Here is a 22,901-nt window from a genome sequence, read left to right as displayed (position 1 = left end):
TATAAAAAACGGACGCGAGTCCGCCCCCTTAAACGCTGATCGGTTTAAGATCCGGCACCTCGCGTCCCAACACACGGTAATAGATTTCTTCATATTGACGGGTAATCAGCTCATCACAAAAAACGGTACGGGCGCGGGTCAGACACGCTTCACGGAAACGTTCCGCCATCGCTTCATCGGACAACAGCTCAACTGCATAATCAGCCATCGCCTCAGTATTACCAATTTCAGCAAGATACCCCGTACTTCCATGCACAACGAGTTCAGGAACTCCTCCGGCCTGAGAACCGATTGTCGGCACTCCACAGGCCATTGCTTCCAGCGCAACCAAACCAAAACTTTCTTTTTCCGAGGGAAGCAGCAGCACATCCGCCATAGAAATCACTTCTGCGATCTGATCCTGCTTACCTAAAAAGAAGACCTTGTCTTGAAGTCCTAAATCCTCAATTTTGCAACGGATTTTTGGTAGATCCGGTCCTTCCCCCACCAGCAGCAGCTTCGCAGGCACTTTTCGTTGCACTCTTTCAAATATATCCAACACATCGCCCACCCTTTTGACAGGACGGAAATTGGAAATATGCATCATTATTTTTTCATGCGGTTGGGCAAAGTCTCTTCTAAGCGCAGCGGCATCTCGTGGATAATACACCCGTTTATCTACAAAATTATAGGTTAAATCAATAGGCCGTGTAATTTCCAGCGCATCTATCGTCTCCCGAATCAAATCTTTGGAAACCGCCGTCACAGCGTCACTTTTGTTAATAGCCAGCCGAATCAGGTCCTTCAACGACTCATCCTGTGCCAAGACTGTAATGTCCGTACCGTGTAGGGTGGTTACCACCTTCAGATGATCACCCACCATTTCCTTCGCCAAGTAAGCGCATACTGCATGTGGTACCGCATAATGAACATGGAGTACATCCAAATTCTTCATTTGTGCGACTTGGGCCATTTTGGTCGCCAGTGACAAATCATAGGGCGGATATCTAAACACGTAATAATCGTTAATTTCAACCTCATGATAAAAAATATTTTTCTGAAACGTCCCGCCTAATCTGAACGGAATGCTATTGGCAATAAAATGAACCTCGTGCCCTTTTTCTGCCAGCAACTTGCCCAGCTCAGTAGCCACTACGCCGGAACCACCCAGCGACGGATAACAGGTAATCCCAATTTTCAGTTTGTCATTCAAGCTAGCTGCCTCCTTCCGATCACCAGTGATAACTTTTCTGCCGATTTATTTTAACACTCTGCAAAATGCTCAAGTATAGAATTCTTATGTGAATAGCTTAACCAGATATGGCGTTTTGGACGCAAAGCCTTCCGCATACGAAATCAATTTGCGCTGACCCAACAACGAGTCGCGAGCTTTTACGCGTTCCACATATCCCTGATTTAATGGTGTGGACACTGTATCCTTTCCAGGCGCTGCCTGAAATTGCGAAGCATAACTCAATAACGACTGTTCCTTAACTTCATAATGCTCGGTGATATCCACAATCAAATCCGTTCTGCCAATATCATTGATAAAATAAAAATATAATTGCTCTACCTGTACCGCAGGATTTTCTGGCATAAAACGTCGCAACTTCGCGTTAAATACCGCTTCCTCCACCAACTTGCTACACATGACATGGTCTGGATGCCGATCCTCCCAATAAGGAGCGAATACGACTTTCGGTGCATGGCGCCTGATTTCTGCTGTAACTGCAGCTACATGTTCAGGAGTTACATATAATCCACGATCAGGCAGACCCAAATTCGTCCGCACAGCAAGCCCGAGCACTTTCGAAGCATGTTCAGCTTCTGACATACGAGTATCCACATCACCATTGGATGACATTTCAGCCCGCGTCAAATCGCACACGCCCACCTTTAAACCAGCGGCTGTATGCTTGGCAATCGTGCCTCCCATTCCTATTTCTGCATCGTCAGCATGAGCTCCGAAAATCAGGATGTCCAGCGTCATTATATATCACCCTGCTGGTCAATGCCCGGTTTATATTTATGTACCAGCTCACGCCAAGCAAAATCGCCTCGGTCTAGCGCTTTCACCAGTATTTCAGCAGTTGCAACGTTTGTCGCCAAAGGAATCCCCTGCACGTCACACAAACGTAACAAGGCACTAATGTCCGGCTCATGCGGTTGTGCCATGAGCGGATCACGCAAGAATATAATCAAGTCCATGTCATTTTGCGCAACCATGGCCCCAATTTGCTGATCTCCTCCAAGCGGCCCGGACATGAAACGGTGAATTTCAAGCTTGGTTTGCTCCATAATACGCAGACCTGTTGTACCTGTTGAAAATAACTTGTGATCTGTAAAAACATGCTCATAGGCCGTTATGAAATTTACCATTTCATCCTTTTTTCGGTCATGCGCAATAAATGCAATCTTTAACATTCGAAGTTCCTCCTGCCTCATTCTATAATTTCATTCGTCCAATCATTCGCGTATTCTTAATCGATGTAATGCTCAAATCCATATACAAGCCCTGGCTGCTCCATGACCTTCTGAATACCGATTTTAACACCCGGCATATAGCCCGCCCGTTCATAAGAATCCTGACGAATCTTCAGAGATTGTCCAAACCCTCCGAATATCACTTCTTGCTGTGCGAACACACCGGGAAGACGGACACTGTGGACACGAAACCCTTGATAGTAACCTCCCCGTGATCCTTCTAACGTTTCTTCCTCTTCCGGGTTACCCTGTCGCAGCTCTTCACGCTGTTCGGCGATCAGCTCTGCGGTCTTAATGGCTGTGCCCGATGGCGCGTCCAATTTTTGGTCACCATGATATTCGATAATTTCCAGATGTGGGAAGTATTTCGCTGCCTGAGCCGCAAACCGCATCATCAAAATGACGCCAATTGAAAAGTTTGGCGCGATCAGACCACCAATTTGCTGCTCACGACACTGCTTGTCCAGTTCATCAATCTGTTCGGGAGTAAACCCTGTTGTTCCGATAACCGGACGAACTCCATGCTTGATAGCAAGCTCTGTATGTGCATATGCAAAACGCGGCCCCGTAAAATCGACCATGACATCCGCTCGGCTATCCAGTAATGCCTGCTCCACATCCTCCACAATAGCGATACCCGCTTCCGGTAGTCCGACGAGAAGGCCGGCATCACTGCCGGCATGTGTTCTGTTCACTGCGGCCACAAGCTGTAGTTCCTCATCTTGAAGAACCAATTTGACAACTTCACGGCCCATACGCCCTGCTGCTCCTACAACAGCCACTTTTATTGGTTCTGACATATCCCTACAACTCCTTATGCATCCATTTGTGCTAGATCTGTTCATTCATCTGCTGGCATAACTTCTTCATGAGGTTGGCAAGCTGCACATTGTGAGGAAACAGTGCAGCCGCCTCACGAGCAGCCTGCACAGCCAGCTTATACTCATTCATTTCGTCATAAATCAATGCGAGCAGCAAAAAAGCATCCCCACATAACGGATCGAGGGCTATTGCTCGTTCCAGTAACAAGATCGCATCCTGACGCACCTGCGGCGTAGCTCTGTCGACATCCAGCATTTTTCTGGCCTTCTCCGTATGCTGCCTGGCTTCCTGCGCATGTAGATGGAGAACATATTCATCCTGCTGTGGAGCGAGACGAACCGCATGCTCTGCATATGCGAGAGCCTGCTCCAAACGACCACTACGAGCATAGGTAACCGAGCACCGGAAATAATGCTCCGCATGATCAGGCTGAGCTGAAATTGCTTTTTCAAACCATTCCACGGCCTGCTCAAAATCGTTCTGCAAAATGCACTGATAAGCTTTCTGAACGTATTCCTCCGCCTTCATGACACTGCACCTCCGGGTAACCGGTTTGGTACAGCATATGTACAAAGCGCCTAATCGGTGTCCTTTTTGGTCCAACGATTCGCATCACGTGTGTTAAATTTATGCATAACCTTATCATGTGCCTCGGTCAAATTTATACCTAGCGAGTTCGCAAAGCAGATGGTGATGAACAAAATGTCCCCCAGCTCCAGCTCAATGGAATTGTCCGCCTCATCCGTTTTTTTCGGTTTCTCGCCAAAGGAGTGATTGACTTCCCTCGCCAGTTCCCCGACTTCCTCAGACATCCGGGCCAACATCGCTAAAGGGCTAAAATACCCTTCCTTAAATTGAGATATATACTGGTCTACCTCACGTTGAATTTCATCTAATGATTTTTCCATGAAACACGCAATCCCCCCATGTGCAGGTTTATTCATATGTTATCGTAAAGCACATTTTAAAACAAATTTTTTTTAATTGTGAACTTATGACCCCAACTTACTGTCATCAGTCTTTTAAAGCTACCGTAAAAAGGTATACTACATATAAGGAGCTGCGATTAGCAAAATCAGCATGAAGTCGTTCTTCCTTAAACTGCTACTGCGAGGGATTATATGAAGATATCCAAGTCCATGGAACAGCTTAAAATGATTTTACCCATTGTGCTCGGGACCGCCATCTATGCATTCGGTCTGCTTTATTTTATTATACCCAGTAAACTGATGGAAGGTGGTATTACTGGGATCACCCTGCTGCTCAATTATGCTTTTTCGATTTCACCCTCTCTCTCCACATTGCTTCTGAACATTCCTTTATTTTTAATTGGATGGAAAATGCTTGGGGGCAAGCAAATTCTATATACAGGGGTAGGTATTGGGTCGCTCACTTTTTTTCTGTGGTTGTATGAAAAAATGATTCATCTCGGATGGATGGGAACATTTCAAACTGAACACGATTTTATACTTTCTTCATTATATGCGGGGGTTACGCTTGGAGCCGGATTAGGTATTGTGTTCCGCTTTGGCGGCACCACGGGCGGCTCGGATATAATCGCTCGTATTCTAAACCGGAAGTTTGGCTGGAGTATGGGAAGGATTATGCTGGTCATTGATATCGTCATTATCGGTGCTTCACTACTTTACATACCAAAAGAAAAAATTCTATATACATTAGTCGCCGTGTTCATCGCGTCCAAGATTATTGATTTTATACAAGAAGGCGCCTATTCCGCCAGAGCCTTTATGATTATCAGCGACCACACGATGGACATTGCGGATATTATTATTAGAGACATGGATCGCGGAGTTACTATTATTCCGGCTGTAGGTGCATTTTCCAAGCAGGCCAAGCATGTTGCCTATTGTGTCGTGCCTCGTCAGGAAATACGACGTTTGCACCAAATTGTTAAATCGGTTGATCCACGGGCGTTTATTATCATACAGGATGTGCATGATGTACATGGAGAGGGGTTCAAAGAGGAATAGCCCGGAAATCCGGGCGATGGGCTAATCTATATGGATGGCTCAGCAGCCAACGACGCGAATGTTCGAATTTGCATCGTTATCCAGAGAAACCAGCTCGATATTTACGATAACCTGCATAGACCAGCGCCAGCAGAACAATCATGCCGATTGCCAATTCTGCCCGGCGCTCACTTTCACGCGGGATAAATGGCGCCAGTGCAGTGGCGTCTTTTTCACGTCCAAACAAGGCATTAAACGTCGGATTTCCCTGATCCAACGCCCCTCTAATCGCTGAGGCATCTGCGTATTGCTGATCCCCCAATCCTTTGACGTAGGAAATCCATGAATCAGCCCGGACAACCTCACTTGTTCTGCCATGTATCAATGCTGCTGTACGAATCGTCTCATAATGGTCCTCCAGCACTGCGGCTCCAGCTTTGAAACCCTTCATGTTACCTTTAGCAAACTGGCTGTTCAAACCGCTAACATCTTCTTTTAAAATCTTATAATACTGCTGCCATAAGGGCTGACGCGGATGTGCAAGCGCATCTGTCGCAAGTCGTAAATTGGCCGCAGCCTTCACCCACTCATCTGGTGATACTTGGACGGACTGTGTAGCTTGCTGCACCTCAAGGATGCTGCCGGACAAAGCATGAATGGCCTCTACAGATAACGCTGCCTGCACCTGTCCGGTGCCAAACCATCGACTCACCTCGGCTACATCCGCGCGCGCTTTTTCAATGTTCCCGTCCATCACATCCCGGTACAGTATCGCAGCTGCATGATCCAGTTCCTCAATTTCTTTTGTATTTCCTATGGGTTTTGATTGATCATGCGCTTCTGCCACACCTGGAGGGACGCAGACGGACAGCAGCAGGACCATAGATAATACAACACTCGAAACAATACGTATCGTAATTTGAAACGTCTGACCCCTAATCATGGGACATCCCTCCTCACCTTACTGTATGGCAAGGTTACCGGGACTAGAACTTTCTTCAAAATCAAAACCAAAACTTTGTGTAGCTAAATGATTAAAGCTCTTTCTTATTTTATGATCATCACGGATTCCTTTCTATTTCTTCACTTCTACTCTCATTCGATTGCGCGCAAACATGGCAAGCCATGCTGCTACGATACTGACAAGGGTTAGCATATAGGTAAACGCACGCACTTGCGGTACATTATCCATTAGCGTCTTTGGAAGATACGGATATATACCAAATGTATAATCCATCGTATCATTTAACAATGTCCAGAGTGCGGCTAGGCATAAAGCAGCCCATTTGCAGGTGAAAAAACGCACGAACAGTAACGCTTCGACCGCCATTGCCGTGTGAGATGCCACCAGCATCCAATCCTGCCATATCATATGTCCGCCCTGCGCAACTCCCCAAAAAATAATAGCTGAAGCCCATATGCCATATTTTACACTCGTGACAACAGCCAACGCCTCCATGATCTGTCGAATGACCTTCAAGCTCTTGAGACGCGGAGAATAGAGCAAAAATGCTATAGAGATCGTAAAAAACAGACTCGCCGTCGGACTATCAGGCACAAATACAATCTGCCACATCGGATGATAATTTAGAGTATATTCCAACTGCCCCCCATACCATATGTACCCATACACTGTTCCTACCAGATTACACCAGAACAGCAGCCACAAAAAAGGCCGGCTCGTCAAGAACGACCGGCTCCACAAATAAGATAACGACACGCCCTTCATCCTCCGTTCATACGACGGTTGCCTTGTACAGGCCCATCCTACAAAGACTATATCATATCCAAGCGTATCAAAAAAACCTGACCGCCGCTACAGTCAGGTTTGATGATTATGATCTCGAACTAACAATTGGTCTGAAATCCAACTTAGGGTTCCTAAGATTATTCTAACTCATTGCTTTCAGCTCATCCGTAAGATGACGAAAAGCTACTTCATCTCCGGAGGCCAGCGCCTCATCAATATCCTTGTAGAGTTTTTCACTCCGGTGTTTACGTAATGCCTCGTCCAAAACCATTTCAGCAGACAGGCCCAACATTACTTCATAAGTAACCTTCATTTTATCCATAGGATGCACCTCCAACATGAGTTTAAGAGATCCTATATTCTTTTCCTTTCGCCACATAGCTGAGTGCCGTTCGTGACATCCGCTGCAAATCTGCATCTGTCAATTCGCGCACCACTTTGGCAGGTGTACCGAGAGAAAGAGTATAGGGTGGTATTTTGGTATTTTCCGTAACGACCGACCCTGCTCCTATTAAAGCATATTCACCAAGCTCCGCTCCGTTGAGTACAATGGCCCCCATACCGATTAAAGTGCCTTTGCCTACCATACAACCGTGGATTATTGCAGCATGACCTATCGAAATGTCATCCGCCAGCAACAGGGGCTGATCCGTGTTCACATGTCCCACGACACCGTCCTGAATATTGCAGCGTTCACCGATGAAGATAGGCGCCATATCTCCGCGCAGTACGGCATTAAACCATACAGAGGAATCTTGGCCGATCGTTACTTTTCCGACAATTTTTGCTCCTTCTGCCACATAGACAGATGAATGGAGCTGTGGCATGTTTCCGTTATAGTGAATCAGCATCAACTTCACCCTCTCATTTTGGGTGAAATTCTATCAACATGTGTGTTGCTTGTCAATGGAGCCGTATACCCGAGTCGTTCCGCCCAATGCGGCACTCTCCCGCCAACTTCAGCCCCCAGGCTGTCATCTGTACAGAGGGTCCCGTCGGATGTTCACCCTGACGAAGCATACCCAAGTGAAGCATCATTCGTATAATTCTCTGATCAAAGACCGAACGGGGCGTATCATAGTAAAACGGTCGAATCAGTGGGCCGATATGTACAAAAAGCGACTCTGAGGACGTCCACGGCCTGGCACATTCTCCAATCCAGTAGACTAGAGAAAGCAAATTAGGAACGGCTCCTTTATACAGTCTTAACCAAAACCTGAATAGCTGTATCATTTCTTCCTCAATTGTATGCTCCTGATGCGCTTCTCCCTTTGCTGTCAGCACAACCTGGTCCCCTTTCTCCTCGATGTACTTGGAGTGACGGGCATAATCATACAGTAGGGCCATTCGGTCTGGATAAAACTTAAAAGAGGAACCATACCCGAAACGCCATCCTCCCTTACCCAAAAGCGGCTCCGCAATGTGCAAATGCTCCATCAGCTGCTGCTGATTGCGACGGTACCAAGCCCCCTCGGGATTTAGCGGAACCTCATGCTGCCCCATGTATTGAAGGAAAAGCCGTAAATCCTCTGCCAGTAGATGCCCTTCATCCCGGTACGATGACGGTTCGCTTACCCGTGTCATTCCGCTTTGGAAGTCATGTACCATAACACGTCGAAAACGCTCCTTCATATCCAACGGAATTTGGAACAAATACCTCGTGTTGTGCGTCGAACCGTTGAACAACCAGCCACTAGAACGCAGACGGGTCACAATATCTCTTGGCCGCTCACCAGGATTTTCGTCCTCCTCAACAGACTGTTTGGCTATTGCAATCAATTCCTCCATGCTGAAATACGGTCGGTCATCGAACAGCAGTGCGTTCAAAAACCTTACCTCTGACAACCTCAGCTCCTTGACCTGCGCCTCAAAAAAACTACTGCTGCCGAGCTTCGTCAAAATCCCCTGGATCAACTCATGCTTGGAATTAGGTTTACAGTCACAATCGTAATACACCGCGATTCTGTTCAAATGCACAATATCCGCAAATGTCAGCATATCCGCCAGATTCATTGTTCCATCGCCTCGTCACTGGACTGTCATCCGGAATTGATTCTTACCTGTTGTACCCACAGCTTTGACGGATTGTTCAAACTCTAAACCTCTTTTTTTGCAAAGGTATAATTAAAAAACAAAAAAGACCACGACTTCTACGATGAGTAGAAGCCGTGGTCTTTTACTAACTTTTTGAGTTACAGTCACTTTTCTCTTGCAAATGCTTCGTGCAATTATACAAAAGTGGTGCCCAATCCATATCCTCACGCTGAAGTATACTAAGTGACAAATTGCCGATTCGTTCCGTGAATTTTTCCTGATACAGAGCCTTATACAAATTAGCCAAAAAACCGCCGTGGGAAACGACCAGCAGATTCTTGTCCCGATTTTCCGTCCAAATGGCCTCCATAAAACCTAGCCCGCGAAGCTGAAGATCCGCATCGCTTTCCTGCCCTAGATCCAGCAGATGCCAGTCGACTCCCCACTTCTCTTCACGCTCGGCCTGTGTCATGCCCTCGACCTGACCATAAGCACGTTCTCTTAGTCGATCATCAGATTCTAGCAACGGAAGATGCAGAGCAGAAGCAATAATCTCCCCGGTCTCTTTCGCTCTGGAGAGACTACTTGTAATAAGCCCGTCCCAATGATAAGACTCTCTCTTTAATCGTTCTGCAAGCAAGCGTGCCTGCTGGCGTCCTTCCTCATTTAACGGAATATCACTGTGGCCCTGGATTTTCCCTACCGCATTCCAATCCGTCAATCCATGTCTGATTAAGCCAATAAGCATCGTGTCTTTTCCTCCGCTGTTTTGTTATTCAGGCATTGTTATGAATTCATATTGGAGTCCAGCTGTCCTGCTAACTTCTGACCCTTCTCGTCCGATGGATCCAGCCCAGAGAAAATAAAGCAAGCGCAAGTGCCAATACAGACAACAGCATCCAGTATTGCGGATAAGTAGGAACAATGCTAGCAACCAGCGGGTCCATAATGCCACTATTCACATCTTTAATGTGGTATTGATATTGTGGAGATGTACTTGTAGTTTCCAACAGGCCTGTCGGTAAAATACCCGTATCCATGACAGGAGCTGCTTGAGGGGGATTTTCCTTAGAGGAGCTTCCATTCCAGTTCAAAAACAAAAAGCTGCATAAAAATACGGCCAAGAAGCCAGCGATCCATACAGACATATACTTACGGGCTGCTGGGTTCACACGCGCACGTCGATGCTCACCCGGAACAAGCCACGGTGATTCTTCATAAATTCGATCCATGACTCTGCGATTCATGGCCTCTAGCTTATCATCTGTTATTTCAAAGGAAATATCACGAATAGCGGATCGATTTTCTTTTGACAAATCCCACTCTTTTTCTTCCGAACCATGTTCCCACCCAGCAGACGAGCTTTTGGCCCGTCTGCGCTCCGAGTCTTGTTTCGATACATTTTTGCCTGTAGCGAACAAATCCTCAGTGTCCCTGGATTTCATTGGCTGCTCATCCCTTCGTTTTCCTCATAGAGAGGCTCAAAAAAATAAGGCTCCAACTGCGTCTTCACACTGGTTCTTGCCCGGAAAAGCAACGACTTCACCGCACTGACGGTCTGTCCTAAAATAGTCGCAATCTCCTGATAATCTAATTGCTCATATTCACGCAAAATCAGCGCAGATCGCTGCTTCTCAGGCAATCTATTGATCGCTTCACGAACCATCTCTACCTTCTCACCGCGAAGGACAGCCTGCTCCGGAATTACATCCGATGGAGCTACCGGTACATAACCGCTCTCCTCCAATGGAACCTGACCGCTACGGTGCTTGCGAAGCTCACTTAGCACCGTATTGCGTGCAATTGTATATAACCAAGTGGAGAACGATGCGTCTACCTCGCGAAAAGAGTGCAGGCTCCGATACGCTTTATAAAACGTCTCCGAGCATAAGTCCTCAGCAATCATTTCCAGGTTCGAACTTTTCAGCATATGATAAACAAAAGCTAAAATTTTACGTTGGTGACGCCTCATTAATTCTGAATAAACCTCAACATTACCTTGTTTGATTTCCTGAATCATCTGGGAATCTGTCATCATCCGAGTGAGACCCTCCTCGCCCATACATGTGCTGTTTTCCCGTTCGATTCTGTCTATATATACCGAACAGGTCAAAAAAAGTTGCGCCCTCTGCGCAAATGGATGAAACAGCATCATGGAACATTTGTTATTTTCTTACCCTATGTAGTGCCAACATTAACGGTGCTATCCCCAACAATATTCAACGTCCAAAATGGACTTACCCATTGTACCACAAAATGACCGCCAGTAAAAAAGTCCAAAATCCCCACGATTTCCATCAATGCCTCCCTAACGCTGGCAACTAATTCATTTATACAGCTTTTCAATGGATTTTAAATTTTTTCAAGATTAAATGACAAACCTACTGAAAGCGTGCCATCAAATAAACCAATAAGGATAATTACACAAAAAAAGAAAACGCTTTAAAAAAACATTGACAAAATGAAAACGTATACATATAATAAAAGTACAGTATGGTTTCTCTCCACTCCTATCCTACTCAGCTACTTCACTAAAAGTAGCTACCACCCGGGGCTTTACCCGGGTGGTCTTTTTTTTGTTTTCCAATACTCCTCTTTACCTTACTCACCTACCCCATATGTGGGTTGATAAAATACATCAATATTTCACCAATTATTTGGTTGTCCTATTAAAACACATTATTATATAATTAATTTTTTCAATAGATAGGGGGCAGGAAATGAATAATAAGTGGAACAAGGCTGTATATAAGATTTGGTCTCCAATTTATGATAACTTTTTCAATTCAGGTAGCTTCCTCAATTCTAGAAAGATCATATTTCAAGAAAAGTCATTTAATAGCGAGCAAAAAATACTTTTTGTAGGTGTAGGAACTGGAGCAGATTTAGAATTAATAAATCACTACGGGCTGGATATTACTGCCATAGATTATTCACCTGAAATGCTTAACAAAGCAAAAGATAAATTTGCCAAAAACTCCATAAAATTCTTGGAAATGGATGCTCAACAAATGAATTTTATGGATGAGCAATTTGATATAGTAGTAGGAAGTTTAATTCTCTCAGTAGTACCTAACGCAAATAAATGCTTCGATGAGATGGTGCGGGTTTTGAAAAAAGACGGGGAAATTATTATTTTCGATAAGTTTTCTCCTAAAGGAAAAAAGCCCTCATTATTCAAAAAAACGATAAGGCCCGTTATTAAGGTGTTAGGAACCGATATAGGGTTGAATTTTGAAGAACTGTTTGAAACCCAAAAAACAAAACTGCGGATCAAAGAGGATGCACCTATAATGTTCAACGGTATGTATAGAAAGATAGTAATTACAAAATAACGCGTAGCTCCACTACCTCTTCAAGTAACAAAAAAGCGAGCGAAGAGAACCTTCACCCGCTTTAGATTTTTTCTTACTACTTCACTCCCAGAAAGTGTGGTGCTTTTAAGGCGAACCATAGCGTAGAGGTTCATTTGAATCTGGAGAAGCGGAGCGGAGCCCCTCCTTTAACGAAAACTCATACTTTCTTCACCCTTTATACCACCACTTTATAGCCCATCGAATCCAGCAGTGTCTTGGCACGCTCCCAATCCTGCTCTTGACGGAAGGAAAGCCGCATGATGCCTGGGACATCCTCCCGGCTTTCAATGATTTGCATATTGCTCAGATTAATGCTGTGATTCCCCAGTTCCATAGCAATTCGCCCGATAATCCCTGGGGTATCCGGTACATCAATATACAGATCAAACGTGGAGACGATGACTCCTTTACGACGCTCTGGCAGTTCACTGCGGAAGTGCCCAGCTGTTAAAAACTCGTCAGCGATTCCCTCACCGTCTTGTATTCTCAGTAAATGGGTAAAACGCTCAATCTGTCCGTTCCATTCTTCCAACAGACCTAGTAAAACTTCACGATTGCTCAGTAAGATGTCCCGCCACACAACCGGATCACTAGAGGCTATCCGTGTAATATCACGGAACCCACCGGCAGCCAATGTACGGTACAACGGATTATCATCATTGTGCTTTCGCACCTGATTCACCAGCGCTGCTGCAATAATGTGCGGAAGATGGCTAATCGCACCGACAATGTCATCGTGCATAGCTGGTTCGACACGCACAACATGAGCATTAGTATATTTTAATAAACGTTCCAGCGAGCAGTATGCTTCCTCAGGCACACCCTCTGCCGGGGAAAGCACATAATATGCATTTTCAAACAGCAACGCGGAAGCAGCCTTTACACCGGAACGCTCCGAACCGGCCATCGGATGACCACCGATAAAGTAAGCATTGCGCAAAGAAATTTCTGATGCTTTTTTGGCAATTGCCGATTTCGTGCTGCCTACATCAGTGATAATACAACCCGCTTTAAGCGGTAGCCTGCTTAACAGTTCGAGATAATACTCCAATAAGCCCACAGGTACGCATAAAAAAATAAAATCGGCATCCTCTGCCGCTTCTTCAACCGAAAGAGTCGCGGTGTCCACGACACCACGGCTTAACATCGGTTCCATCAGTTCAGGGAGATGGGCATGGCCGACAACCGAAATATCCGGCTTCCCTTTAAAACAAAGTGCGAGGGACCCACCTATCAGTCCCACGCCGAAAATGGCAATCTTCATCAATTATCAAATCCCATCTGCGGAAATTATAGGCGTACTTTCGCCGCTTCCGCCCCCAGGACCTGTTCCAGCGCACGAATAAACAACTCATTTTGCGGTTGTGATCCAACGGACACTCTAATATATGTCGGATATTTGTGATGACCTGCGCGAATAATCACACCTTTACGAAGCAACTCCTGGAATACCTCACCGGATGGACGACGTACATCCAGCATAATAAAATTACCATGTGCTGGGAAAGACTCCAATCCCAGACGCTTCAGCTCATTTTGCAAATAAGCTCTGCCCTCTGCATTACGATCCCGGCATTCTTGAACAAATTCCTGATCTTCCAAAGCAGCAATAGCCGCAGCCTGTGCTACCCGTGAAGTATTAAACGGTTCACGAACCTGATTTATCAAGCGAATAATTGACTCAGCTCCCATACCATAACCAATGCGTAGCGAAGCAAGGCCATAGATTTTGGAGAAGGTGCGAAGTACAACCAGATTTTCATACACTGGCAACAAACGAATGCCGTCGGGATAAGAACGATCCGTCACAAACTCGGCGTAAGCTTCATCCAGCACAACCATGATATGCTTTGGTACTTGGTTCAAAAACGCAATCAGCTCCGCTTCGGGTACAATCGTGCCCGTCGGGTTATTTGGATTACATATCCAAATAATTTTTGTACGGTCATTGATGTGGGACAGCATAGCATCCAAATCATGTACACCATCACGCAAAGGCACCTCAACTGCAACCGCTCCCTCAATTTCCACGTTACTTTTATACACGGAAAATGTCTGATCGGCCATGATGCTTTCTTCTCCAGGAAGGAGGAAAGCACGCGTAATCAACGCAATAATTTCGTCAGAGCCACAGCCATAGATAAACTGTTCCTCTTTTAAACCCGTCCGTTTAGCTAGTGCCTGTGTCAAAGCTACCGCACTTCCATCAGGATACACACTAATGTTAGCAAACTCCTGCTGAATAGCCTGCAATACTTTAGGAGAGCTACCATACGGATTCTCATTCGAGGCGAGCTTGATGACTTCATTGAGTCCCAGCTCACGTTTTACGTCTTCAATCGGTTTACCGGGCTGATATACTGGCAAATGTACAATATGCGGTTTAGGTTGCATGCCCCTACCTCCTCTATCCAATCAGAACTATATTTACTACTTTATATTTTGACACCCATTATTGCTTTAATTGTGCCACAAAATTATGAATTTGCAAAAGACCTTCTTGCCTGCGTGCAGAATCATTCAGTAGCGGAATGGCCTCCTCTACCTGACGTACAATAGCACTGCCGACTACAACTCCATCACAAATGTTTGAAAACCGGGCTACCTGTTCTTGAGTAGAAATCCCGAAGCCGACCGCTATCGGAATATCCGTATGCCGTTTGACCTGCGCGATAAAGCCCTCTATACCTTCAAAAAAGGAAGCTCTTTCCCCAGTTACACCCAGCGAGGATACACAGTATACAAATCCACGGGCCTGACGGACAATTCGCTCGATCCGCTGTTCAGACGTTGGAGCCACCAGAGGAATCAGATGCACACCCACCTCTGCTGCCCGTCCTCCCAGCTCCTCCGCTTCCTCAAGCGGAAGGTCCGGAATAATCAATCCGCTGATACCGTGCTCCTGCAAGCCTGCAAAGAAAGCATCCATCCCCATCTGTAATACAGGGTTATAATACGTGAACAGAATAAAAGGCAGGTTTGAACCTGCCGCCCTAGCCAGAGAAGCTGTCTCCATGCACGTGCGGATGGAAATTTTCCGTTTCAGTGCACGCTCAGACGCGCGCTGAATTACAGGACCATCAGCCAGCGGGTCGGAATAGGGTACACCCAGTTCCAATATGTCAGCTCCGGCCGACTCTAACTGCCGAATGATCTCTATCGTCGTATCCACATCCGGGTCGCCTACCGTCAGAAAAGGAATTAATGCCGTTTTGCCTTCATTTTTAAGGCGATCAAACGCCTGATCAATTAAATTCATGACGGATTTCCTCCCAAATACTTGATAATGGAGTCCACATCTTTATCCCCGCGTCCAGACAAACAAATAACGATAATATCATCTGCCGTCAACGTGGGTGCCAGCTTGACAACCTGCGCAACTGCATGTGCCGACTCTAATGCAGGAAGTATTCCTTCGGTACGGCAGAGGAGCTGAAGCGCATCCAGCGCTTCCTGATCCGTGATCGGAACATATTTGGCCCGCTCAATATCTTTCAGGTATGAATGCTCCGGTCCAACACCTGGATAATCCAGTCCAGCCGAGATGGAATGCGCAGGTTGCACTTGTCCGTACTCATCCTGAAGCAGATAACTCATAGAGCCTTGGAAGACCCCTTGTGTTCCCTTGGTCATCGTAGCTGCATGGAATTCTGTTTCGACACCTTTTCCAGCGGCCTCCACGCCAATCAAAGCGACACCCTGATCCTCAATAAAAGGATAAAACATGCCGATGGCATTGCTTCCGCCACCGATCGCTGCCACGATGACATCCGGCAATCTGCCTTCCTTCTCTAGGATCTGGCGACGCGTTTCATCACCAATCACACGTTGGAAGTCCCGCACCATCATTGGATATGGATGCGGGCCGACAGCTGAACCCAAAATATAAAACGTATCATGGACATGGCTGACCCAGTAACGCAAGGCTTCATTACCAGCATCCTTAAGTGTACGTGTACCCGATGTCACTGGAATGACCTCTGCACCCAAAAGCTGCATCCGAAAGACGTTCAACTGCTGGCGCACAGTATCCTCTTCGCCCATAAACACCTTGCATTCCAATCCGAGCAACGCAGCCACAGTTGCTGTCGCGACACCATGCTGTCCTGCGCCTGTTTCAGCAATAACCTTCTGTTTACCCATACGCTTCGCCAGCAATCCCTGAGCTAATGCATTATTGATTTTGTGGGCACCGGTATGATTTAAATCTTCGCGCTTCAGGTAAATTTTAGCCCCGCCCAAATGCTGGCTCAGACGCTCCGCATGATAAAGCGGCGTTTCCCGACCAGAATAGTCCTTTAGGAGCCCGTTCAACTCTGCTTTAAACTCGGGATCATCCGCGTACTTACGGTAGGATTCCTCCAATTCAATCAGTGCGTTCATCAACGTTTCCGGTACAAAACGTCCTCCAAATGTTCCAAAACGTCCGTTGTTATCAGGTAATTGTGTCATGCCTGCTTCACCCTTTCCACGAATGCTGTGATTTTTGCTATGTCCTTGACTCCGTTCGTCTCTACACCGCTGGATACATCCAGCCCATCGGGATGATGCTCATGAACCAGCTTTTCCGCATTATCGGCAGTCAGCCCACCGGCTACAAACAAAGGAATTCCATGTTGATGGGTCCAAGCCTGATAGGCAGGAATTCGATCCCACGCAAACGTTTTTCCAGAACCGCCACCATACAGGGGATCGTATGTATCGAGCAGTAAAGCATCAATTGTTCCGACATAGGCATCCAATTCGTCCGCCGAGCGTTCTCTCTGTCCTTGACTGTCCACAGACCATGCCTTGAATACCTGTATACCAAAATACTCCCTGATTTCCCGACAGCGCTCTGGACTCTCCTGTCCATGCAGCTGTATGACATCCAAGGGTGCTTTCTCCATCACATCATTTAACAGTGCATCACCAGGGTTCACAAATACGCCCACGCTGCGCGGTCTGCTGCCTGAGGTCCATTCATCCAATACGCGAAGCAGCTCTCCAGCCTGTACGCCGTCAATCCGGCGCTTGCTGTCGGCAAACACAAAACCTATATAATCGACCGGTAAGTTTACCATAGATTTTAGCACTTCAACGCTTTGAAGTCCACAAATTTTTACGCCCGTTTTGTTCATACTTTAATCCCGTCCATCAATTCGGTTACAGCCTGTCCCACATCTTCCTTGCGCATCAGATGCTCCCCTACCAGGATGCCGTGTGCACCCACCGAATGCAGATACTTTACATCTTCCGGTCCAGCAATTCCGCTCTCACTGATGAACGTAATCCCTTTAGGAATTAGTGAGATCAGCTCCTCCGTCGTCTGGAGACGAGTCTCGAATGTTCGCAGATTTCGGTTATTTACGCCAATCAAGGTTGCTGTCCCCAGCTCCAGCACCGCTTTAAGCTCCTCACTGTCATGCACCTCTACCAATGCGTCCAGCCCAAGGTTCTTGGCGATTTGTAAAAAGGACCCTAATACACGCGGTTCCAGTATAGCGGCAATCAACAGCACCGCATCCGCTCCCAGCAAACGAGCTTCATATATTTGCCGTTCATCAATGATAAAATCCTTTCGCAACAGTGGAATCTTCACCTGATCGCGAATCTGCTGTAAATATTCAGGACTTCCCTGAAAATACGTCACATCTGTCAGTACAGAAATGCAATCCGCTCCTGCTCCCTCATATGCACGTGCAATGTCCACCGGATGGAAATCCGGTCGAATCAGCCCTTTGGATGGGGAAGCCTTCTTCACCTCAGCAATCAGTCCGAGCGGACGGTTGCGCCCGCTCGCGATCGCATTTTCGAATCCTCTCGTCGCAGGTAAATCAGCAATTAATCGTTCAGCTTTACTTATTTGAAAATGCTCCTTAAGCTGCTCCACTTCTTGTTGCTTCGTCACCACAATTTTATCAAGATACATATTGATATTCCCCCGTTGCCTGTATTAATTGGTCCAGCTTGGAAAGTGCCCGTCCAGAGTCAATGGCTTCGGCCGCTCGTGCTACTCCGTCCGTCAAGGTAGCTGCTGTGCCTGATACATAAATGCACGCTCCTGCATTCGCTAACACAACATCCCGATAAGCTCCATGCTCTCCGTTTAAAATTCGTCGTATGATATCTGCGTTAACCTGTGCGTCACCGCCCAGCACCTGATCAAGAGAATGCGTCTGCAAGCCCAAATCCGACGGATGAAGCTCGAACGTGTGAACCTTGCCGTCCCTTAGCTCGGATACTCGTGTCGCAGCTGAAATGCTAATTTCATCTAGTCCATCCAGACTACTGACAACCATGGCCCGTTTGGAGCCGAGCTGGTTCAATACCTCGGCAATGACTTCCGTTTTGCTGGCGTCATAAATGCCCAACAACTGCCGATCCGCACCAGCCGGATTCGTCAATGGACCCAGCATATTGAATACCGTCCGCACACCCAGTTCGCGGCGCGGCGCGGCGGCATGCTTCATAGACGGATGATACAGCTGTGCGAATAAAAAGCAGATGCCGATTCGGTCCAGACATGACCTAGCCTGATCACTCGTCAAATGAATATTGACTCCCAATGCCTCCAGGACATCAGCGCTCCCGGCACGGCCACTTGCAGAACGGTTGCCATGCTTTGCTACCCGTACAGACACCGAAGCTGCGATGATCGCGGATATCGTGGAAATATTAAACTTGTGAATACCCGAACCTCCAGTACCACATGTGTCCAGCAGACGACCGCTGCCTTCTTCAGCTTGCACTGGACTAGCGTAGCTACGCATAGCCTCGGCAAAACCAGTGATTTCATCTACCGTTTCCCCTTTGAGACGAAGAGCCGTCAGCAGCCCGCCAATTTGCGCCTGTGTAGCACTTCCACTCATAATCTGTTCCATTACGCTCCGGGCCTCCGTACGCGAAAGATGCTGTCCCTCCATGATCCGGCTTAACCCCACTTGCATCATGTCATGTCGTTCCATTGTCGTCTCCTCCTCAAAATCAGATTTTTGCGTGTTACGGAGTGTACAAATAATCCTGGTTGATGACGCTGTTATAGGGCTGTGTCGTTGCCGGGAACATCACTTCTGCCGTGCGGATTGCCTTCAGCAATGCCTTTGCTTTGTTCACCGTCTCCTGATACTCGCTTTCCGGAACTGAGTCCCACACAATTCCAGCGCCTGCCTGGACATAAGCCCGGTTCTTTTTAAACACAATCGTGCGAATCGTAATGCAAGCGTCCATATTGCCCGAGAAGCCCAAATATCCAATTGCCCCTGCATAGGGTCCACGTGCTTCCCGCTCCAACTCAGCAATAATCTCCATGGCCCGCAGCTTTGGTGCCCCTGATACGGTGCCGGCTGGCAGACAAGACAGGAAAGCATCGAAGAAATCTTTGTCCTCACGTAGCTCACCCGACACATTGGAAACAATGTGCATGACATGGGAATAGCGTTCAATCTCCATAAACGTATCGCATTTGACTGTGCCAAACTGTGATACACGGCCTAAATCATTTCTTCCCAAATCGACCAGCATCAGATGTTCTGCACGCTCTTTTTCATCGTTTAACAGTTCTTCAGCAAGTGCCACATCTTCTGTCTCCGTTACCCCACGCGGTCTCGTTCCTGCAATAGGACGGGTTTCTACCCGGCCGTTTTCCACCTTGACGAGTGCCTCAGGCGAAGTGCCTACGATGATCTCGTCATCCATTTTCAAATAATACATATATGGCGACGGGTTCATCGTGCGCAGCACGCGGTATACCTGTAAAGGAGAGGCCTCTGTATCAATGTGAAAACGCTGGGATAGTACAACCTGAAAAATATCACCGGAGCGGATATACTCCTTCGCCTGCTCTACGTTTGATATAAACTGTTCCTTCGTCACATTGGATTGAATCTCACCCAGTTCCACATCATCTGGAATGGAGGCCGATCCTAATCGCTCAGGCTGAGGCTGCTTGCGCAGATACTGTGCCGTTTCCTCCAACTTGCGTTCCACATCAGCATAAGCAGCTCGAATATCCTCATCGCGGAACCCTTCGCCTACATGAACATTGCCAACCAGCAAAATTTGCTGTTTCACATGATCAAAGACAATGACTTGATCGCAGAACATAAAACGAATATCATCCATATTCAAATCATCTACCGAGTGCTCTGGCAGCTTTTCATAGTATTGAAGCAGGTCATATCCAAAAAATCCGATAGCCCCGCCTGTAAATGGAGGCATTTCTTTCAGTTTCGGACTGCGGTATTTACGTAGCAATGCTTTGAGCGCTTCAATCGGCTTGTCGTTTAATATTTGCCGTTTACCGTGTTGTTCCAATATCAAACGTCCCTTTTTACCCGAGACCATTAGAAACGGGTCTGTACCGATGAACGAATGTCGCGCCCACTGCTCGCCTCCCTCTACACTCTCTAGCAGAAAGGCACGGTCCCGCTCGGCATACCGACGGAAAATCCGAATCGGCGTCTCCATATCAGCCAGCACTTTTTTGTACACAGGAATCAGGTTAAATTCACTCGCCATCGTTATCACTTGCTCCACATGCGGCGTTAACATGAGATCACTTCCTTTCCAAATTGGCGCAGAACCAAAGGAGAGAATATAAGAAAAACGTCTATCGACGTACCTTCACGGAGGCCAGACCGCGTGTAGCGGAAGTTTTTCTTGCGATTATAGAATTGTTCAGCTCCGCTGAAAATTTTATAAATTCTATAATCGTAAAAAAGCCTCTACCGGTAAGGTAGAGGCTGTCAGTTATTGAAATTATAAGAATGCTCCATATGTAAAATGACTACAGCAAATTGATAAGTATACACTCATCCCTTTGGTTTAACCGCGCAGGTTGCCTCAAATAAGCTTCTCTGTAGAAGAATATCTCTTCATAGACAAAAGCTTACCCGCTACCGCCGATCTCTGTAATCTCATATGGAATTGGCTAAGGCTGCACTCTTCTCATCTCAACTCTGTCTCTGGCTAACTCTACTCTACTTAACTCTGCTACACACACTATATCTCATGGGATGTTACTTTGGCAACCATCAACTTAAAAAACAGGCACTTATTTCCCTTGGGAAGCTAGATCCGGTCTTAAGGCCTGCGCTCCGTTCAAATATACATGTTTAATTTCCCGCTGGGATTTATCAGTGTTCACCTGTACCATCAGACGGATGCACTTGGGCAAACTACCTGCCACAGGAACTTCTAATGCACACATGAGCGGAACCATATCCCAGCCATCAAGCTGACGAATGGCCTTGGCTGGAAAGGCAGTATCCAGATCATGAGTCACCGTAATCCATACGTTACTAATATCCTCTGGCTGAATTTCATTGTAGGATACAATTTCCTCCAGTAGTTGGCTTGTTGCTTCCAAAATTTCATTTTCTTCATTATTCGCTACGGTCGTCGCGCCACGAATTCCACGATTGTACATCGTTACACCCCCTCTTTTAACTGTTCAATAACTCTTCGGATGTAAGAGACGGAAATATCCTTCACAACCTCCACGTGCCCGATGCTACGTGGGACGACAAAAGTAATGCTGCCTTCTTTGAACTTTTTGTCATGCATCATCGCGTCCAGCAGCCGATCTGTATCGAGATGTGACGGAAGGGAGGTCGGTAGCCGTAGTGAAGACAACATATCCTTCGTTGCATCTACCAAAGAAGGATCTGCCCCCAGCTTCACGCCCAGAAGTGCGGAGCCGACCATTCCAATCGAAATGGCTTCCCCGTGTAAAAACTCACCATATCCCGCAATAGCTTCAATCGCATGACCAATCGTATGACCTAGGTTTAAAATAGCGCGCAAATCATGTTCTCGTTCATCGCGTGACACCACTTCGGCTTTAATGGAACATCCCTTTTCCAGACCGTACTCCAGAGCTGTCGCATCCAGTGCAAGCAAATCAGTCGCATGGTCACGGCACCACTGGGCGAAATCAGCATCCCAGATCAAGCCGTGCTTGATCATTTCAGCAAGCCCCGCAGATACCTCACGAGGAGGCAGTGTAGACAACGTATCTACGTCATACAACACAAGTTCCGGTTGATGGAAAGCTCCTATCATATTCTTCGCCAAAGGATGGTTGATGCCGACCTTACCGCCCACGCTACTGTCATGGGCCAGAATCGTAGTGGGGATCTGTACAAACTTGACACCTCTCATATAAGAAGCTGCCACAAATCCAGCCAAATCACCCACGACACCACCCCCAAGTGCAATAACGGCTGAATTGCGATCCAAGCCGCCCTCAATGGCTGCTGTTATGACCTGCTCAAATACAGCAAGCGACTTGGAGGTTTCACCTGGCTTAACGACAAAGGACACTGTCTTGTAGCCAGATGCCTGAAGATTGCTCTCCAATGTTGCCAAGTAGAATCCCGCTACATTTTCGTCAGAAACAATCAACAACGGGCTTTTTTGCGCAATTCCTCGTTCTTTCAACAACTCTCCGGCTCGATATAACAGTCCTCGTCCAATATGAATAGGATAAGAACGTTCGCCAAGCTGTACCGTCAGCGTACTCAT

26 protein-coding genes are annotated in these 22,901 nt (G+C 46.8%); 2 read left to right on the top strand and 24 right to left on the bottom strand.

Going from position 1 to position 22,901, the window contains the following annotated elements; translation table 11 throughout:
- Positions 1-28 precede the first annotated feature (28 nt).
- The 6 genes from bshA to ACEN8J_RS07935 all read right to left on the bottom strand — a co-directional run bounded on the left by bshA (position 29) and on the right by ACEN8J_RS07935 (position 4,193).
- The gene (bshA, locus tag ACEN8J_RS07960; RefSeq protein WP_029517362.1) at positions 29-1,192 is read right to left on the bottom strand and encodes an N-acetyl-alpha-D-glucosaminyl L-malate synthase BshA; all 1,164 of its coding nucleotides are present in this window, start codon (positions 1,190-1,192) and stop codon (positions 29-31) included.
- Positions 1,193-1,276: 84 nt separating this feature from the next.
- Positions 1,277-1,969 (bottom strand): bacillithiol biosynthesis deacetylase BshB1, encoded by a 693-nt coding sequence (bshB1, locus tag ACEN8J_RS07955; RefSeq protein WP_029517361.1) that lies wholly within the window; start codon positions 1,967-1,969, stop codon positions 1,277-1,279.
- The gene (gene mgsA, locus ACEN8J_RS07950) at positions 1,969-2,403 is read right to left on the bottom strand and encodes a methylglyoxal synthase (RefSeq protein WP_029517360.1); all 435 of its coding nucleotides are present in this window, start codon (positions 2,401-2,403) and stop codon (positions 1,969-1,971) included. Before mgsA ends, bshB1 begins: the two co-directional genes overlap by 1 nt.
- 56 nt (positions 2,404-2,459) lie before the next feature.
- Positions 2,460-3,263, bottom strand: coding sequence for a 4-hydroxy-tetrahydrodipicolinate reductase (gene dapB / locus ACEN8J_RS07945; protein WP_029517359.1), 804 nt, complete (start codon positions 3,261-3,263; stop codon positions 2,460-2,462).
- A 31-nt stretch (positions 3,264-3,294) separates the two neighbouring features.
- On the bottom strand, positions 3,295-3,813 hold the full coding sequence (locus ACEN8J_RS07940; protein ID WP_029517358.1) for a tetratricopeptide repeat protein: 519 nt from the start codon (positions 3,811-3,813) through the stop codon (positions 3,295-3,297).
- A gap of 50 nt (positions 3,814-3,863) precedes the next feature.
- Positions 3,864-4,193, bottom strand: a complete 330-nt coding sequence (locus tag ACEN8J_RS07935; RefSeq protein WP_029517357.1) for a nucleotide pyrophosphohydrolase — start codon at positions 4,191-4,193, stop codon at positions 3,864-3,866.
- A gap of 213 nt (positions 4,194-4,406) precedes the next feature.
- Here ACEN8J_RS07935 and ACEN8J_RS07930 point away from each other — a divergent pair, with 213 nt between their 5' ends.
- Positions 4,407-5,276 (top strand): YitT family protein, encoded by an 870-nt coding sequence (locus ACEN8J_RS07930; protein WP_029517356.1) that lies wholly within the window; start codon positions 4,407-4,409, stop codon positions 5,274-5,276.
- Positions 5,277-5,352: 76 nt separating this feature from the next.
- Here ACEN8J_RS07930 and ACEN8J_RS07925 read toward each other — a convergent pair whose 3' ends face one another.
- The 8 genes from ACEN8J_RS07925 to ACEN8J_RS07890 all read right to left on the bottom strand — a co-directional run bounded on the left by ACEN8J_RS07925 (position 5,353) and on the right by ACEN8J_RS07890 (position 11,077).
- The gene (locus tag ACEN8J_RS07925; protein ID WP_495594401.1) at positions 5,353-6,198 is read right to left on the bottom strand and encodes a sporulation protein YpjB; all 846 of its coding nucleotides are present in this window, start codon (positions 6,196-6,198) and stop codon (positions 5,353-5,355) included.
- Positions 6,199-6,330: 132 nt separating this feature from the next.
- Positions 6,331-6,975: a DUF1405 domain-containing protein gene (locus ACEN8J_RS07920; RefSeq protein ID WP_029517354.1), complete on the bottom strand. Its 645-nt coding sequence runs from the start codon at positions 6,973-6,975 to the stop codon at positions 6,331-6,333.
- Between the two features lie 172 nt (positions 6,976-7,147).
- The gene (locus ACEN8J_RS07915; protein WP_013371655.1) at positions 7,148-7,327 is read right to left on the bottom strand and encodes an IDEAL domain-containing protein; all 180 of its coding nucleotides are present in this window, start codon (positions 7,325-7,327) and stop codon (positions 7,148-7,150) included.
- A gap of 22 nt (positions 7,328-7,349) precedes the next feature.
- Positions 7,350-7,856 (bottom strand): gamma carbonic anhydrase family protein, encoded by a 507-nt coding sequence (locus tag ACEN8J_RS07910; protein ID WP_069012436.1) that lies wholly within the window; start codon positions 7,854-7,856, stop codon positions 7,350-7,352.
- A gap of 52 nt (positions 7,857-7,908) precedes the next feature.
- Positions 7,909-9,018 carry a hypothetical protein gene (locus tag ACEN8J_RS07905; RefSeq protein WP_069012435.1) on the bottom strand — a complete coding sequence of 370 codons (1,110 nt, stop codon included), beginning with the start codon at positions 9,016-9,018 and terminating at the stop codon, positions 7,909-7,911.
- A 166-nt stretch (positions 9,019-9,184) separates the two neighbouring features.
- A complete protein-coding gene (locus tag ACEN8J_RS07900; RefSeq protein ID WP_029517351.1) occupies positions 9,185-9,787 on the bottom strand; it encodes a histidine phosphatase family protein in 603 nt (200 codons plus the stop codon).
- Positions 9,788-9,857: 70 nt separating this feature from the next.
- A complete protein-coding gene (locus tag ACEN8J_RS07895) occupies positions 9,858-10,484 on the bottom strand; it encodes a hypothetical protein (RefSeq protein ID WP_029517350.1) in 627 nt (208 codons plus the stop codon).
- Positions 10,481-11,077 carry an RNA polymerase sigma factor gene (locus ACEN8J_RS07890; RefSeq protein WP_013310707.1) on the bottom strand — a complete coding sequence of 199 codons (597 nt, stop codon included), beginning with the start codon at positions 11,075-11,077 and terminating at the stop codon, positions 10,481-10,483. Before ACEN8J_RS07890 ends, ACEN8J_RS07895 begins: the two co-directional genes overlap by 4 nt.
- Before the next feature lie 682 nt (positions 11,078-11,759).
- On the opposite strand from ACEN8J_RS07890, the gene ACEN8J_RS07885 reads away from it, so the two are divergent.
- The gene (locus ACEN8J_RS07885; RefSeq protein ID WP_495594400.1) at positions 11,760-12,374 is read left to right on the top strand and encodes a class I SAM-dependent methyltransferase; all 615 of its coding nucleotides are present in this window, start codon (positions 11,760-11,762) and stop codon (positions 12,372-12,374) included.
- Positions 12,375-12,570: 196 nt separating this feature from the next.
- On the opposite strand, the gene ACEN8J_RS07880 is transcribed toward ACEN8J_RS07885, so the two are convergent.
- The 10 genes from ACEN8J_RS07880 to aroB form a co-directional block, all read right to left on the bottom strand.
- Positions 12,571-13,659 carry a prephenate dehydrogenase gene (locus ACEN8J_RS07880; RefSeq protein WP_495594399.1) on the bottom strand — a complete coding sequence of 363 codons (1,089 nt, stop codon included), beginning with the start codon at positions 13,657-13,659 and terminating at the stop codon, positions 12,571-12,573.
- 26 nt (positions 13,660-13,685) lie between these two features.
- Positions 13,686-14,789, bottom strand: a complete 1,104-nt coding sequence (gene hisC, locus ACEN8J_RS07875; RefSeq protein ID WP_495594398.1) for a histidinol-phosphate transaminase — start codon at positions 14,787-14,789, stop codon at positions 13,686-13,688.
- Between the two features lie 58 nt (positions 14,790-14,847).
- Positions 14,848-15,654 (bottom strand): tryptophan synthase subunit alpha, encoded by an 807-nt coding sequence (gene trpA / locus ACEN8J_RS07870; protein WP_495594397.1) that lies wholly within the window; start codon positions 15,652-15,654, stop codon positions 14,848-14,850.
- On the bottom strand, positions 15,651-16,847 hold the full coding sequence (trpB, locus tag ACEN8J_RS07865; protein ID WP_013310713.1) for a tryptophan synthase subunit beta: 1,197 nt from the start codon (positions 16,845-16,847) through the stop codon (positions 15,651-15,653). Before trpB ends, trpA begins: the two co-directional genes overlap by 4 nt.
- On the bottom strand, positions 16,844-17,515 hold the full coding sequence (locus ACEN8J_RS07860; protein ID WP_495594396.1) for a phosphoribosylanthranilate isomerase: 672 nt from the start codon (positions 17,513-17,515) through the stop codon (positions 16,844-16,846). Before ACEN8J_RS07860 ends, trpB begins: the two co-directional genes overlap by 4 nt.
- Positions 17,512-18,306, bottom strand: a complete 795-nt coding sequence (gene trpC / locus ACEN8J_RS07855) for an indole-3-glycerol phosphate synthase TrpC (RefSeq protein ID WP_318627156.1) — start codon at positions 18,304-18,306, stop codon at positions 17,512-17,514. Before trpC ends, ACEN8J_RS07860 begins: the two co-directional genes overlap by 4 nt.
- Positions 18,296-19,342: an anthranilate phosphoribosyltransferase gene (gene trpD, locus ACEN8J_RS07850; protein ID WP_495594395.1), complete on the bottom strand. Its 1,047-nt coding sequence runs from the start codon at positions 19,340-19,342 to the stop codon at positions 18,296-18,298. Before trpD ends, trpC begins: the two co-directional genes overlap by 11 nt.
- 34 nt (positions 19,343-19,376) lie before the next feature.
- On the bottom strand, positions 19,377-20,927 hold the full coding sequence (trpE, locus tag ACEN8J_RS07845) for an anthranilate synthase component I (RefSeq protein ID WP_029517340.1): 1,551 nt from the start codon (positions 20,925-20,927) through the stop codon (positions 19,377-19,379).
- Positions 20,928-21,429: 502 nt separating this feature from the next.
- Positions 21,430-21,804, bottom strand: a complete 375-nt coding sequence (gene aroH, locus ACEN8J_RS07840; protein WP_029517339.1) for a chorismate mutase — start codon at positions 21,802-21,804, stop codon at positions 21,430-21,432.
- A gap of 2 nt (positions 21,805-21,806) precedes the next feature.
- Positions 21,807-22,901 carry a 3-dehydroquinate synthase gene (gene aroB / locus ACEN8J_RS07835; protein WP_340885731.1) on the bottom strand — a complete coding sequence of 365 codons (1,095 nt, stop codon included), beginning with the start codon at positions 22,899-22,901 and terminating at the stop codon, positions 21,807-21,809.

The organism is Paenibacillus sp. Paensp38 (assembly GCF_059491915.1).
Note: the sequence above shows the minus strand (reverse complement) of the source record. Positions and strands in the feature narration are given on the sequence as shown.

What these genes read in the sequence shown, in the direction of transcription:
- bshB1 (WP_029517361.1), bottom strand. Translation starts at nt 1,969, where the DNA reads ATGACGCTGGACATCCTGATTTTCGGAGCTCATGCTGACGATGCAGAA.
- mgsA (WP_029517360.1), bottom strand. Translation starts at nt 2,403, where the DNA reads ATGTTAAAGATTGCATTTATTGCGCATGACCGAAAAAAGGATGAAATG.
- dapB (WP_029517359.1), bottom strand. Translation starts at nt 3,263, where the DNA reads ATGTCAGAACCAATAAAAGTGGCTGTTGTAGGAGCAGCAGGGCGTATG.
- ACEN8J_RS07940 (WP_029517358.1), bottom strand. Translation starts at nt 3,813, where the DNA reads ATGAAGGCGGAGGAATACGTTCAGAAAGCTTATCAGTGCATTTTGCAG.
- ACEN8J_RS07935 (WP_029517357.1), bottom strand. Translation starts at nt 4,193, where the DNA reads ATGGAAAAATCATTAGATGAAATTCAACGTGAGGTAGACCAGTATATA.
- ACEN8J_RS07930 (WP_029517356.1), top strand. Translation starts at nt 4,407, where the DNA reads ATGAAGATATCCAAGTCCATGGAACAGCTTAAAATGATTTTACCCATT.
- ACEN8J_RS07925 (WP_495594401.1), bottom strand. Translation starts at nt 6,198, where the DNA reads ATGATTAGGGGTCAGACGTTTCAAATTACGATACGTATTGTTTCGAGT.
- ACEN8J_RS07915 (WP_013371655.1), bottom strand. Translation starts at nt 7,327, where the DNA reads ATGGATAAAATGAAGGTTACTTATGAAGTAATGTTGGGCCTGTCTGCT.
- ACEN8J_RS07910 (WP_069012436.1), bottom strand. Translation starts at nt 7,856, where the DNA reads ATGCTGATTCACTATAACGGAAACATGCCACAGCTCCATTCATCTGTC.
- ACEN8J_RS07905 (WP_069012435.1), bottom strand. Translation starts at nt 9,018, where the DNA reads ATGAATCTGGCGGATATGCTGACATTTGCGGATATTGTGCATTTGAAC.
- ACEN8J_RS07900 (WP_029517351.1), bottom strand. Translation starts at nt 9,787, where the DNA reads ATGCTTATTGGCTTAATCAGACATGGATTGACGGATTGGAATGCGGTA.
- ACEN8J_RS07895 (WP_029517350.1), bottom strand. Translation starts at nt 10,484, where the DNA reads ATGAAATCCAGGGACACTGAGGATTTGTTCGCTACAGGCAAAAATGTA.
- ACEN8J_RS07890 (WP_013310707.1), bottom strand. Translation starts at nt 11,077, where the DNA reads ATGATGACAGATTCCCAGATGATTCAGGAAATCAAACAAGGTAATGTT.
- ACEN8J_RS07885 (WP_495594400.1), top strand. Translation starts at nt 11,760, where the DNA reads ATGAATAATAAGTGGAACAAGGCTGTATATAAGATTTGGTCTCCAATT.
- ACEN8J_RS07880 (WP_495594399.1), bottom strand. Translation starts at nt 13,659, where the DNA reads ATGAAGATTGCCATTTTCGGCGTGGGACTGATAGGTGGGTCCCTCGCA.
- hisC (WP_495594398.1), bottom strand. Translation starts at nt 14,789, where the DNA reads ATGCAACCTAAACCGCATATTGTACATTTGCCAGTATATCAGCCCGGT.
- trpA (WP_495594397.1), bottom strand. Translation starts at nt 15,654, where the DNA reads ATGAATTTAATTGATCAGGCGTTTGATCGCCTTAAAAATGAAGGCAAA.
- trpB (WP_013310713.1), bottom strand. Translation starts at nt 16,847, where the DNA reads ATGACACAATTACCTGATAACAACGGACGTTTTGGAACATTTGGAGGA.
- ACEN8J_RS07860 (WP_495594396.1), bottom strand. Translation starts at nt 17,515, where the DNA reads ATGAACAAAACGGGCGTAAAAATTTGTGGACTTCAAAGCGTTGAAGTG.
- trpC (WP_318627156.1), bottom strand. Translation starts at nt 18,306, where the DNA reads ATGTATCTTGATAAAATTGTGGTGACGAAGCAACAAGAAGTGGAGCAG.
- trpD (WP_495594395.1), bottom strand. Translation starts at nt 19,342, where the DNA reads ATGGAACGACATGACATGATGCAAGTGGGGTTAAGCCGGATCATGGAG.
- trpE (WP_029517340.1), bottom strand. Translation starts at nt 20,927, where the DNA reads ATGTTAACGCCGCATGTGGAGCAAGTGATAACGATGGCGAGTGAATTT.
- aroH (WP_029517339.1), bottom strand. Translation starts at nt 21,804, where the DNA reads ATGTACAATCGTGGAATTCGTGGCGCGACGACCGTAGCGAATAATGAA.
- aroB (WP_340885731.1), bottom strand. Translation starts at nt 22,901, where the DNA reads ATGAGTACGCTGACGGTACAGCTTGGCGAACGTTCTTATCCTATTCAT.